The sequence below is a fragment of the Knoellia terrae genome (assembly GCF_048606435.1).
GTDB lineage: Bacteria > Actinomycetota > Actinomycetes > Actinomycetales > Dermatophilaceae > Knoellia > Knoellia terrae.
In genome coordinates this window covers 73,638-86,305 of the sequence record NZ_JBMBWH010000009.1, presented here as the reverse complement: position 1 = coordinate 86,305, position 12,668 = coordinate 73,638, and the positions used below count along the sequence as shown (strand labels likewise).

Annotated in this window: 9 protein-coding genes; 4 read left to right on the top strand and 5 right to left on the bottom strand. The window is 72.0% G+C overall.

What is annotated here, in order from left to right:
* Window positions 1-291: 291 nt before the first annotated feature.
* Entirely contained in the window at window positions 292-2,586 is a 2,295-nt protein-coding gene (locus tag ACOJV9_RS13045; RefSeq protein WP_420185649.1) for a PxKF domain-containing protein, read from the bottom strand.
* Window positions 2,587-2,849: 263 nt separating this feature from the next.
* On the opposite strand from ACOJV9_RS13045, the gene ACOJV9_RS13040 reads away from it, so the two are divergent.
* A complete protein-coding gene (locus ACOJV9_RS13040; RefSeq protein WP_420185648.1) occupies window positions 2,850-5,309 on the top strand; it encodes a fibronectin type III domain-containing protein in 2,460 nt (819 codons plus the stop codon).
* A gap of 132 nt (window positions 5,310-5,441) precedes the next feature.
* A complete protein-coding gene (locus ACOJV9_RS13035; protein WP_420185647.1) occupies window positions 5,442-6,341 on the top strand; it encodes a sensor domain-containing diguanylate cyclase in 900 nt (299 codons plus the stop codon).
* A 14-nt stretch (window positions 6,342-6,355) separates the two neighbouring features.
* On the opposite strand, the gene ACOJV9_RS13030 is transcribed toward ACOJV9_RS13035, so the two are convergent.
* The gene (locus ACOJV9_RS13030) at window positions 6,356-6,811 is read right to left on the bottom strand and encodes a DinB family protein (protein WP_420185646.1); all 456 of its coding nucleotides are present in this window, start codon (window positions 6,809-6,811) and stop codon (window positions 6,356-6,358) included.
* Between the two features lie 92 nt (window positions 6,812-6,903).
* Here ACOJV9_RS13030 and ACOJV9_RS13025 point away from each other — a divergent pair, with 92 nt between their 5' ends.
* Entirely contained in the window at window positions 6,904-8,415 is a 1,512-nt protein-coding gene (locus tag ACOJV9_RS13025; RefSeq protein ID WP_420185645.1) for a long-chain-fatty-acid--CoA ligase, read from the top strand.
* A gap of 94 nt (window positions 8,416-8,509) precedes the next feature.
* Here ACOJV9_RS13025 and ACOJV9_RS13020 read toward each other — a convergent pair whose 3' ends face one another.
* The 3 genes from ACOJV9_RS13020 to ACOJV9_RS13010 are packed head-to-tail and all read right to left on the bottom strand — an operon-like array spanning window position 8,510 to window position 11,156.
* A complete protein-coding gene (locus tag ACOJV9_RS13020) occupies window positions 8,510-9,517 on the bottom strand; it encodes a DMT family transporter (RefSeq protein WP_420185644.1) in 1,008 nt (335 codons plus the stop codon).
* Window positions 9,517-10,518 (bottom strand): uroporphyrinogen decarboxylase/cobalamine-independent methonine synthase family protein, encoded by a 1,002-nt coding sequence (locus ACOJV9_RS13015; RefSeq protein WP_420185643.1) that lies wholly within the window; start codon window positions 10,516-10,518, stop codon window positions 9,517-9,519. The genes ACOJV9_RS13020 and ACOJV9_RS13015 overlap by 1 nt, the downstream gene beginning before the upstream one ends.
* Window positions 10,515-11,156: a pyridoxamine 5'-phosphate oxidase family protein gene (locus tag ACOJV9_RS13010; protein WP_420185642.1), complete on the bottom strand. Its 642-nt coding sequence runs from the start codon at window positions 11,154-11,156 to the stop codon at window positions 10,515-10,517. The genes ACOJV9_RS13015 and ACOJV9_RS13010 overlap by 4 nt, the downstream gene beginning before the upstream one ends.
* A gap of 78 nt (window positions 11,157-11,234) precedes the next feature.
* On the opposite strand from ACOJV9_RS13010, the gene pdxR reads away from it, so the two are divergent.
* Window positions 11,235-12,653 carry a MocR-like pyridoxine biosynthesis transcription factor PdxR gene (gene pdxR, locus ACOJV9_RS13005; RefSeq protein WP_420185641.1) on the top strand — a complete coding sequence of 473 codons (1,419 nt, stop codon included), beginning with the start codon at window positions 11,235-11,237 and terminating at the stop codon, window positions 12,651-12,653.
* Window positions 12,654-12,668: the final 15 nt, after the last annotated feature.

The window sequence follows — 12,668 nt, the reverse complement described above, 5'->3', positions numbered from 1 at the left end:
GCGTACGTCGCGACGGCATCATCCTGGCTCCCACGGATCTACGGTGCGAAAGAGGCGGCCCAGGTGCTGGGCCGCTCCTCATCACCATCGGGCGTGCGTGTGATCCCCACGTGAAATGCGTCCTCTCACGTCCGGCAGCACGCGCCGCCGGCGGGTGGTCTCGTCGGGCGCACGCCACCTGCCGGGTGGGCCGGCACCGCCGGGCACCGGGACCACAGCAGGTCCCTACGGCATGCCGAGGCCCGTCCGGCGTACTGGCCGGACGGGCCTCGGGACGGGTGGGGCGGCCGGTTACCGGAGCTTGAAGTTGGCCGTGACGGCAGAGCCGTCCTTGGCCGTCATCTTCAGCTCGTAGCACGTCCCCGCGCCGGTCGGGAGCTTCCAGTTGTACTGGAACTGCCCGGCGACGGTGTCGTACTTCAGCGCGGTGCTGCCGCTGACCAGGGTCTCGACGTCGTCGGTCGCCGCCGAGGCGGTGCAACCGATCTTCCGGCTCGTCAGCGCGACGAGGGTCGTGTCCGTGAGCTCCCTGGTGCCGGCGAAGACCTCGAACTTGGCCGGGACGGTGCTGCCGCCCTTGACCGTGTTGAAGACGCCGCCCATGTCGACCGGTGCGGAGAAGTCCTTGGCGGTCCAGCCCAGGACCTCGTACGCCAGCTGGGAGGTGCTCGTGAGGCCGGCGTTGTCGGTGGCCGTGGCGGTGTAGCTGTGCGTGCCGACCGTGCTGCCGCCGCCGGTCACGACGCACGAGGCGAGGCCGGATCCGCTGTCCGAGGAGGTGCAGGTCGGCGCGGCCGGAACCTCACCGAAGTAGTGGCTCTCGCGCGGACCACCGACGAAGGCCGGCGTGGCGGGAGCGCTCTTGTCGACCTTGAACGTCCTCGTGAGGACGCCCGCGGGGGTGGTGTTGCCGGCCCGGTCGGTGAAGGCGGGGCTGAGCACCTCGACGGCCGGACCCTCCCCGGAGCTCGTCACCCGCTGGGTGACGCTGTCGAGCCCGGACACGGCATCCGTGGCGGTGAAGTCGACGTCGACGTCGGTGGTGTGCCACCCGTCCCTGCCGGTCGGCGCCGAGGCGACGACGCTCTGGGTCACGACCGGGGCGCCCTGGTCGAGCTTGACCGTCACCTGCTTGGCAGCGCTCACGTGGCCGGCGTGGTCCGTGCAGGTGCCGGAGACGGTCTGACCCGTCGTGTCCACCTCGACGGTGACGGCGGTGCTGCAGGAGGCGACGCCGCTGCCCGAGTCGCCGGCCGGGGAGAAGGTGACCGTGACCGGGCCGGTGTGCCAGCCGGTGGCGTCGGCCGGTCGGCTGAGCGACGCGCTCGGGGCGTTCGGGGCCTCGGCATCGACCTTGACGGTGCGCTTCTGGGCGCCGAGGGCGGACGAGTTGCCGGCCCGGTCGGTGAACGGGGGGCTCTCGACGAGGAGCTCGCCGTTCCCGTTCGTCCGGACGGTCTCCGAGCTCGTGACCGAGGCGCGGCCGTCGACGAGGAACAGCGACGTCTCGTCGGTCGCCGCGAAGGTGACGTCGACCGGGCTCGTGTACCAGCCGTTGACGACGGTGCCGCCGCCGGAGAGTGTCGTCGTGCCGCTCACGACGGGAGGGGTCGCGTCGCGGCGGATGTTCAGGATCGAGCTGTGGCTCCCCCCGGCGCTGGTGGCCGAGCAGGTGAACGTCGTCAGCTTGGTGTCGGCGGTGACCGCCAGGTCGTCGCAGCCGGTCGTCTGGAGGGAGCTCGGCGACTGCGCCTCGGTCACCGTCCAGTTCACCGACACGTCCTCGCGGAACCAGCCGGTTCCGTCTGCGGCGGGGCTGAGCACGCGGGAGATCGTCGGCGCCGACCCGTCGATGATCGAGTACCCCTTGCGGGCCAGGACCTGCACACCGCTGTCGTCGACGTACGAGCAGTGGGCGTAGCGCGTCCCGATGTTGTCCACCGCGTAGGGGCCGGTGATCTCCGTCAGCGGCGCCAGCCAGGTCTTCGTGTGCGGGTACGTCGGGAAGTCGTCGACGTCCGTGGCGACGCACTCGGGCCGCGCCAGGGTGCCCTTGGGGTAGGCGCCGCCCTCCTCCACCCCGACGATGTCAAGGGTCGGTGGCGTGTTGGGCACGGTGCTCACCTTGGCCGTGAAGCGTGCGTTCTGGACGCTGAAGCCTCCCTTCGTCGTGTTGGTGCCGGTGGCCACGGTCGTGGTGAACGTCGCCGACCCCACGCCCACGGGGGTGACGGTGACCTCCTTGGCGCCGGCGGCGCCGCAGGCGGTGAGGACCAGGCTCGAGGGCGACACCGTGGCGACGGCGGAGTCGCTGGACACGATGTTCACCGTGACGGTCTCGGACGCCGCGTCGAAGTTGCAGCCGACGTCGTTGTCGTCGTCGCCGCCGACGACGTAGATCGTCGTCTTCCCGGGTCCGGTGCTCAGGCTCAGCGGCATCTGCTCGATGGTCGTGTCGACGGAGTCGTCGACACCGTTGGCGATGAGGTCGGCGCTGGCCGTTCCAGTGGCGGCGACGAAGAGGGTGCCGGTGACCATCAGGGTGGTCAACGTCCGGACGCTGCGGCGGTGGGGCCAGGTGCGCAAGGGGTGCTCCTAGGTCAGAGGTCGGGCGAGCTGACGACAACCCTCCGGTCGTGCCGTCACACACCCGTGAAATGGCCCGCGGACCGGTGAGGCGCTGCCAGGGCGCGGGTCCCCCTCGCCGGCCCTGGCGTCCTCCGCCCCGTGAAAGCCCGGTCTCGCCAGGGGTTAACAGCACGTTCACGACATCCCCGGAGGGTGGGCGCGAGCCGGGGTCTCTCCGGCCACCCGCACCACACCACGTCATCGAACAAGGGAGAACGACCATGGGTGCACACCGGCTGGGGAAGGACGAGGCGCGAACCCGGGATGTCGCGCCGAGCGCGGAGGGTGGGCCACCCCGTCGCCACTGGCCACGGGAGCGTCCCCGCGCCACGATCGCCGGCGTGGTGGCGCTCGGTCTGACGGCGGCGACGCTGTCGGCAGTGCCTGCCATCGCCATCAACAGCAACCCCCCCACGGGGCCGGGCAACATCGAGATCTTCCCCATGCGGGACATGGTCGCGATCGAGGGCTACACCGAGCAGGCCGGCAGGACCGCCACCATCACCGCGACGCGGGGCGGAGCCGTCATCGGCAAGACGACGGGGACGGTGGGCGCTGACGGCTTCCTCGAGGCCAACCACCCCGGTGGGGTGTGCTGGGGCGTCGGCACGGGCGCGCCGCAGGTCACCCCCGACCTCCAGGCGGGCGACGAGATCCGCGTCGACTTCGCCGACGGCAGCTGGGACGGCTCGAAGGTCGTCGACATCGAGGCCACCGGCGTCGTCCTCGACGAGGCCAACCACAGGCTGACCATCAACGGTCGGTACGGTCCCGGGGTCGACATGCCCGGAACGGACCTGGTTGCCGACCCGGGCAAGGTCGGCATCGAGATCGTCAACCCGGACATGCGCAACGGCAGTGCCATCGGCGAGCGCGCGATCGGCTGGCCCGGCCACGCGCCCGACCCGCTCGACCCTGAACCTCCGGGCGGGTACACCGTCGACGGCACCGTCACCGGCTCCGACGCGGCCGGCGGCACCTTCGCGGTCACCTACGGCTTCCAGAACGCCGCGGACCTCGAGCTGGCCAACGCCGGCTCGATCACGGCTCTGGGCTGGCTGGCGGAGCCCGACCCCGCCCTCGGGCTGGAGGCGCAGCTCGGCCTGACCCTCAACGAGTTCTACGAGTTCGGCGGCCCGGGCATGGGCGGCTGCCCGGCGGGCCCGCAGCTGACCCGGACCAGCGGGCCCGAGGTGTACAGCGCCCTGGGCGCCGGGGCCGGCAGCATCACGGTCAACTGGGACGACGTCGCCGCGACCCCCGGCACCCCTGCGGTGACTGGCTACACCGTGCGTGCGGTGAGCGCGGACGGGGTGGACGAGGTCGGCAAGCGCCTCCCGAACACCACCGCCACCAAGGAGACGACGACCCTGAGCGGCCTGGTCGCCGGTGACATCTACAGCATCGAGGTCGCAAGCAAGAGCGCGGCCGGCGAGGGCACCCCCTCGGTCATCTCGCGTGTCCGGGCGGCGGAGCACATCGTGCCCACGGCCACGGCCACCACCCTGCGCAGGCCCAACGCCGACGGCAAGTACGCGCCGCTCCTCACCAATGTCAACGGCGACTTCGGCGTGCACCTCGACCCGGTCCCCGGGCTGACCCCGACGGCGGAGATCCACTACACCACCGACGGGTCCACCCCGACGATCACGAGCCCGACCTTCGTGCCGGGCGTGAGCAGCTCCATCCAGATCCGGCAGGACACCACCCTGCGCTGGATCGTCAAGGACAGCGGCAACATCGTCGGTCCGCAGAGCGAGAAGCTCTTCGACATCATCGAGAGCAGCAACCCGGCACCGGTGATCTCGAAGGTCGCTGCGACGCCCGTCAGCGGCGCGGTCGACGTCACGTGGAACAAGCTCGCGGCGGACGGTGAGAACCCGGTCAACGCCTACCGTGTGCAGGTCTACACCGGCTCCAGCGTCGACGTCGCGACCGGCGTGCGGGTCGGCGACCCGGTCAACGTCGCACAGCCAGCCGACGCCACGGCCACCGAGGTGGTGCGCCGTATGGTCGGTCTCACCAACGGAACGGCATACAAGTTCTCGGTGGCGGCCCGCTACGGCACGGTGTTCAGCGACGAGTCCGCGCTCAGTGAGGCGGTCGCTCCGGAGGCTGCCGCCGCCGCGAACGCCGGGCCCGACCAGACGGTGCTGCGCGGCCGGATCGTCACGCTCGACGGCAACGGGTCGACGAAGGCGTCGACCTACCAGTGGACGCAGATCCGGCCCAAGGTCACGAACGCGAACGGCACGACGTACCAGGACCCGCTGCTGACCATCACCGGTGCCACCAGTGCCAAGCCGACGTTCCGGTTCCCGGTGAAGTCGTCCGTGAGGTCCGACGACGACTCCTTCCAGTTCCGCCTGACCACGACCCACCTCAACGCCGACGGCACGACGTTCAACCGGTCCGACCTGGTCGACGTCAGCCAGCGGCCTGACGCGGTCGCGGCAACGAGGACCCGCTGGCGCGCCGGCGACAACCTCACCGGCACGGGATCGCAGGAGGGTGCGCGTCTGGCCTTCCACAGCGGCTCGCACACCGGCCCCCAGGTGGCCGTGGCGATCGTGACGAACGGTGCGTGGTCCCTTCCGGGGACGAACGCCCAGCCGACCGGAGGGAAGTTCTACGTCTGGTCCGACCACGGCTACGTCGGTGAGATCACCGTGACGCCGTAACGATCACGCAGCACAAGGGAAGGGCCCGTCGCGATCCACGCGGCGGGCCCTTCGTCGCACCCCCATGGTGGTTGACGACGTCCAGGGGCAGGGCATACAGATGGGCTGAGCACTCGAGAAGGGATGCCCACCGTGGACGACCGGCGCCTCGAGGTCTTCCTCCGCGCCGCCTTCGAGTCCTCCCCCGATGGCTTGGCCATCGTCGGGATCGACCCCATCGGGCCGGGACGCCTGCAGCGCGTCAACCCTGCGCTGGCCACGCTGACAGGGCGTCCCCTTGACCACCTCCTCGGAGCGCCCCTGCTCGCCCTTGCCGATCCGGACGACCTCGACAGGTGGTCCGGCTTCCTTGAGCAGAGCACCACCGGCCGGCAGGTCGCCCGCGAGATGCGCTGTCGTCGCGCTGACGGCACCGGGCTCTGGGTGGACGTCACGTGTCTCCCCGTCGCCGCCGGCCCCGAACCGGCCACGCAGGCGCTGGTGCGGCTGGTCGACGTCACCGAGCGGCACACCGCCGTCGCGGCGCTCGAGGAGGCGGCACACCGGGACCCGCTCACCGGCCTGCTGAACCGTGCCGGCCTTCAGCGGCGGCTGGAGTCCAGCGCGGCCGACGCCCGCCGCGGCACGCTGTTGTACTGCGACCTCGACGGTCTCAAACGCGTCAACGACACGGTCGGCCACGACGTGGGCGACGAGGTCCTGCGCACGACGGCGCACCGGCTGGTGGCCTGCCTGCGCTCCGGGGACGTCGTCGCACGCCTGGGTGGGGACGAGTTCGTCGTCGTCGCCTTCGGGATCGACGGTGCCGCACTCGGGCGACTGGGCGAACGCATCCGCACCGCGGTCGCCGAGGCGATCCCCCACGGCACAGAGCTGCTGCACCTCGGCATCAGCATCGGCGTTGCGGAGATGGACGGTGGAGCGCGCGGCCTCGACGCCGCGCTGCACCAGGCCGACGCCGCCATGTATGCCGCAAAACGGCACCGCGGGAGGCCCCTGGGGCTGCCCGACGAAGGCCAACCGCCGCCCTGACGACGGAGCGTCGTTCAGCTCCTCGCCAGCAGCACGTCGCGGGTGACCTCGAGCTGGCCGAGGTGCTGGGCGAGCTCCTCGTAGACGTGCAGGAGAACCTCGCCCTGGGTGGCGTAGTCGTCGTCGCGACCCTCGGACGGGTTCTCCGGAGCCGCTGCCGGGTCGGCGGCCCGCACGTCCTCGTGCAGCCGCGCTCGTCCCGTCTCCAGCAGGGCCAGTGCCTCCTCGACGGTCCCCGTCGCTGTGAACTCGGCGTCGCGGTCGCGCGGGACGACGATGCCGCGGTTGACCGTGCGCGCCCAGCGACCCATGACCCCGACGACGTGGGACACGACGGCATACGCCGAGTTGGACCCGTCCACCCCGGCGACCGTCGCGTTGACGAGCGGGTCCCCCAGCGACCGGACGATCCCGGCATACGCATCGAGGGTCTCGTCGCAGAAGGTGAGGTAGGCGTCGACCGAGAGCATGCACAGGAGTCTTTCAGGCCGACACCTCCCCACGGCGGCGTCGCAGCCACCACAATGGCGGCGACACCGTCACGGCAAAGGAGCCAGTTCCCATGGGCAGCGCAGCGTCCAACCTCGCCTCGAACCTCGTCCGCACCGCCACCTCGATGCCGGACCAGCCGGCCCTCAAGGTCAACGGGCAGGACCTCACCTACCAGCAGCTGCACGGCATGGCGGCCCGCCTCGCCGGAGCCCTGCGCGCCAACGGGATCGAGCCGGGTGACCGCGTCGCGCTCATCCTGCCCAACGTCCCGGCCTTCCCCGTCGCCTTCTTCGGGACGCTGCTGGCGGGCGGCATCGTCGTCCCGATGAACCCGCTGCTCAAGGCGGGCGAGATCGACTTCTTCTTCACCAACTCCGGGGCCAAGGTCGCGTTCGTCTGGCCCGACTTCGTCGCCGAGGCCACCAAGGGCGCGGAGAGCTCGGGCACCACGATTCTCGAGTGCGGCCCGCTGGGCCCGGTCGAGGGCAGCCTCGAGGGCGGCGAGCCGATCGCCGAGCCCACCGAGCGCGAGGGCGACGACACCGCGATCATCCTCTACACCTCAGGCACCACGGGCCGTCCCAAGGGCGCCGAGCTCACTCACGACAACGTCAACCTCAACGCGAAGCGCTGCGCCGAAGACATCCTCACGGTGACGTCGGACGACATCATCATGGGCTGCCTGCCGCTGTTCCACGTCTTCGGCCTCGTCGTCGGCCTCAACGCAGCGGTGCGGGTCGGCGCCTCGCTCGCGCTCATCCCCCGCTTCGACCCGGCGGCCGCGATCAAGGTCATCGGGGACGAGAAGGTGACGATCATGCAGGGCGTGCCCACGATGTATGCCGCGATCCTCAACCACCCGGACAGCGACTCCCTGGACGCGTCGTCGCTGCGCACGTGCGCCTCCGGTGGCTCGGCGATGCCGCTCGAGGTGATGAAGGCGTTCGAGGAGAAGTTCGGCTGCGTCATCCTCGAGGGCTACGGCCTGTCCGAGACCTCCCCGGTCGCCTCCTTCAACATGCCGACCCGCGAGCGCAAGCCCGGCACCATCGGCCTGGCCATCCCCGGCTGCGAGATGCGCGTCATCGACGAGGACGGCAAGGAGGTCGAGGACGGCACCGTCGGCGAGATCGCGATCCGCGGCGACAACGTCATGAAGGGCTACTGGGACAACCCGGAGGCGACCGCCGAGGCGATCCCCGACGGCTGGTTCCGCACCGGCGACATGGCCACCCGCGACGAGGAGGGCTACTACACGATCGTCGACCGCAAGAAGGACATGATCCTGCGCGGCGGCATGAACGTGTACCCGCGCGAGGTCGAGGAGGTCATCTACCAGCACCCCGACGTGCTCGAGGTCGCCGTCGTGGCCGTGCCCGACGAGCTCTACGGCGAGCAGGTGGGTGCCGGTGTGGCCCTGCGCGAGGGCTCGACGGCCACACCCGAGGACATCATCGAGTTCACCAAGGAGCGCATCGCGGCCTACAAGTACCCCCGCAGCGTGTGGATCCTCGACGAGCTCCCCAAGGGCCCGACCGGCAAGATCCTGCGCCGCGAGGTCAAGGCCCCGACCGCGGGCTGACAGAGGCGCCGGGTGTCGGGGATCGGGGACCACCGCGAGTCGGCTGGCCCCGGATCCCCGACACCCGGATGCGGGTGGCGAGACGGCCCGGACGTCAGCGCTGCGGTGCGACGCTCTCGACGGTCGGCGCCGGCTCGGCCACCGCCCGTCTCGGCGCGTTGATCACGGCGGCCGCCCCGAGCACGATGACGAAGCCGACGACCTCCCACACCCCCAGAGCCTCGCCGAGGACGAGCACCCCGAGCAGGACGGACACGATCGGGATGAGGTAGGTGATCGTCGAGCCGACGACGGGGCCGGCTCCGCGCACCACGTCGAACTGCAGGATGTATGCCGCGCCGGTCCCGATGACGCCGAGCGCCAGGATGCACAGCAGCGGCAGCCAGGCCCACCCCCCGCCGGCGCTCCCGGCCTCGATCTGCGAGGTCCCCAGCCGGGCCTCGTCGTAGGCCCAGATCGACCCCATCCCGCCGGGCTGGACGGCGCCCCAGGCGAGGGTCACGGGGACCATGAGCAGGCAGCCCATGAGCAGGGTCGCAGCCGGCTGGCTGAGCCCCCCGAGGTCGGCACCGGCGAGGAAGCGCCGGTTGTAGGTCCAGCCCACGCCGTAGCAGGCACCGCCGAGCAGGGCCATGCCGAAGCCGATCAGGTCCGGTCGAGCGCTCGTCCACGGCTGCATGATCGTCACGACCCCGACGAACCCGACGACGACCGCCACGACCCTGGACCGCGTCGCCCGCGCCCCCGGCAGGAAGGCCATCGTCGCGAGCACCGTGGCGATCGGTGTCGTCGCGTTGCCGATCCCGGCGAGCGCCGAGCTCACCCTCGTCTCGGACAGCGCGAAGAGCGTGAACGGGATCGTCCCCAGCAGCAGTCCGGTGACGACGAGGTGCCCCCACACCCACCGCTCCCTCGGCAGCGATCCGCCCCGCAGGAACAGCAGCGCGAGGATCGTCGCCGCACCGGTGACCAGGCGCAGGGCGGCGATCTGCACCGCCGACAGCGACTCGAGACCCACCTTCATGAGCAGGAAGCTCGAGCCCCAGATGAAGACGAGGGCGAAGTACTTCGCCTGCCAGGGGATTCGGGGAACGGGTGACATCAGCCCTGCTCCTTCTCGGTCAGCTCGCGTGCGGTGTCGATGGCCACCCGTGCAACGGCGACGGCCCCCCGCGGCGTGAGCGACGGCATACCGCAGGAGGGTGTGACGGTGACGTCGGCGAGCGAGGCGGCCGGCAGGCCCACCCGCGAGAAGCCCTCGAGCACCCGGGCGGTGGCCGCTCGCACCGCGCCCGCAGAGTCGTCGACGGGGGCGACCGGGACGACGCCGGCCCAGAGCCGCACGCCGGACTCGACCGCAGACGCGAGAGCCTCCCAGCGCTGCGGCGACGCGTCGGTGAGGTCGAGGGACAGTGCCGTCGCACCGCTGCCGGCGAGCACCTGCACCGGGGCGTCGGGGTGGCAGGAGTGCAGGACGACGTCACCGTCGTGCGCCTCCCGCACCGCTCGTATGCCGTTCGCGACCTCGACGCGGTCGACCGGGCGCACCCGGCCGTAGCCGGACGCGGTCGGCAGCTCACCGCGCAGGACGGAGACGATGGAGGGCTCGTCGAGCTGGACGGTGAGGACGGCTCCGGGGACCAGCCGCTGCACCTCGCTCACGTGCTGCCGAACGCCCTCGGCGAGCGAGGCGACGAGGTCGCGCCGCGCGCCCTCGTCGGTCACCGATCGCTCCCCCCGGTTGAGCTCGATCGACGCGGCGAGGGTCCACGGCCCGGCGACCTGGATCTTGAGCGGGCCGGCATACCCGTCGTAGGCCTCGGCCAGCTCGTCGAGGTCCTCACGCCAGAACGAGCGGGTGCGCGCGAGGTCGCGCCCGGGCCGGTCGGTGAAGCGCCAGCCGGACGGCTGGAGGTCGACGGCGAGGTCGGCGAGGAGCGCGGCGGAGCGGCCGACGAGGTCCGCTCCGGGTCCGCGCGAGGGCAGCTCGGGCAGGTAGGGGATGCCGAGCCCGTCGGCCTCGCCGAGCAGGTCGCGCACGGCGACGACGGCCTCGCGGGTCGACTCGCCCGGCCAGGATCCGACTCCGGAGACAAGGGTCACGCGAGAACTCTCGCACCTGCGAAGTCTCGCACCGACCGCGGCACCTCTGCGGCGGTCGACGTGGGGGCGGGCACCGGGTCGAGGGCCACGGTGCGCAGCTCGACGAGCCCGTGCCACGCCTCGGTCGGCTCGGTCGGCGGGCTCGCCGTGCCGGTCCGGGTCTTGACCATGAAGCCCCCCTCGGTGATCGGCAGCGCCATCGCCAGGGTCTTGGCCTGCTCCTGGCGCGTCATCGGCCGCACCTCCGACGTCCGGCCGGGCAGGATCCGCTCCGACAGGGCGTCGAGGGCCACGGTGCGGTCCTCGTCGGCGAGCGGCGTGAGGTGCCCGTGGACCACGGCCGAGCGGTAGTTCGCCGAGGAGTCGAAGGTCGTCGGCCCCACGACGAGGGCGTCGACGGCGATGACCGCCAGGGCAGCGGGAGCGCCGGCGGCGACATGGCGCAGGGCCCCCGCGCCGGTCGAGCCGTGAAGCAGGATCCGGTCCCCGTGACGGGCGAAGAGCATCGGCACCACCCACGGTCTGCCGTCGACGACGGTGCTGAGCGTCCCCGCGAGGACGTCGTCGAGGATGGCGTCGAGGGCAGCGCGCTCGGTGGAGCCGCGCTCCTTGTGGCGGTGCAGGCTGAGGTCGGTCACGCCTCCATCGTCAGGCATGAACTGGACCTCGCTCCAGATCCACTATCGGTGATTCGGCAGGACCGGTATCGTGGGTCCATGCCTCGTGTCGCCCGTGCCGGCAGCCTGCCCCTGCGGCTCGGCCCGAGCGACCGCCCGCTGCGACACCGCATCGCCGACGCGGTCGTCACCGAGCTGCGCGAGGGGCGGCTGAGGCCCGGGGACCCACTCCCCTCGACGCGGGTGCTCGCCACCGAGCTGGCCGTCTCCCGCGGCCCGGTCGTCGCGGCCTACGACGAGCTGGCCGCGGCGGGCTTCATCGAGACGCGGCCGGGGTCCGGAGCGGCCGTCGCAGCCCTCGCCGACCGGGCCGCGCGAGCGGGCGCCCTGTCGTCCGTCGAGCCGCTGGACCCGTGCCCGACACCCCCTCCCCGCACGCCGCCGCGGGAGGCGCGCTTCGACCTGCGCCCGGGACGGCCGGACATCGGCTTCCTCGACCGGGCCGCCTGGCGCCGTGCCTGGCGCGTCGCGTCCTCCGACGTGCCCACCAACGACCTCGACCAGGCACCGCAGCACACCCGGCTGCGCCACGTCCTCGCCGACCACATCCGCCGCAGCCGGGGAATCGCCGTCGACCCCGACCACCTGCTCGTCACGCCGGGGGTGAGTGCCACGCTCCAGGCCCTGCCGGCGGCACTCGGGCTGGTCGGACGGACCATCGCCCTGGAGGACCCGGGATACGTCGAGGCGTGGACGGCGTTCGGTGACAACGGTTCACGGGTCCGCGCCGTCCGCGTCGACGACGACGGCCTCGACCCGGGGCTGCTGCGCAGGACCGACGCGGCGGTCTACGTCACGCCCTCGCACCAGTACCCGCTCGGCGCCCGGATGCCGGTCGCCCGACGCACCGCCCTGCTGGACTGGGCGCGGCGCGATGGCGGGCTCGTCATCGAGGACGACTACGACGGTGAGTTCCGCTACGACGTCTCCCCGCTGCCGGCCCTGCGGTCGCTCGAGGGCGCCGACGACCACGTGCTCTACATCGGCACCGCGTCCAAGATCCTCGTCCCGACGCTCCGTGTCTCGTGGCTCCTGCCGCCGCGCCACCTGCGCGACGCGATCCGGGTCGAGCTCGACCGGCGCAGCCTGCTCGTCAACGAGATGACCGGCGCGGCCGTGGCCGAGTTCGTCGCCAGCGGTGCACTGTCGGCGCACCACGCGCGCGCGGCGCGGACGTATGCCGGCCGCCGCAGCCGGCTCGTCTCCGCTCTCGCCCACCACCTGCCCGACCACACCCTCAGCGGGGTCGACGCCGGGCTGCACCTCGTGCTGGTGCTGCCGGACGACGTCGACGACCACGAGGTGTCGACGGCCCTGCTGCGGCGGGGCGTGCTCGTCAACCCGCTGTCGGCGTACTGCGCCCACGCGGCGCGCAGTGGTCTCGTCATCGGCTATGCCGGGCTGCCGGAGAGCCGGGCCGACGCCGCCGTCCGGATCCTCGCCGACGTCCTCGGCTGACCGGCACGCGCCCGC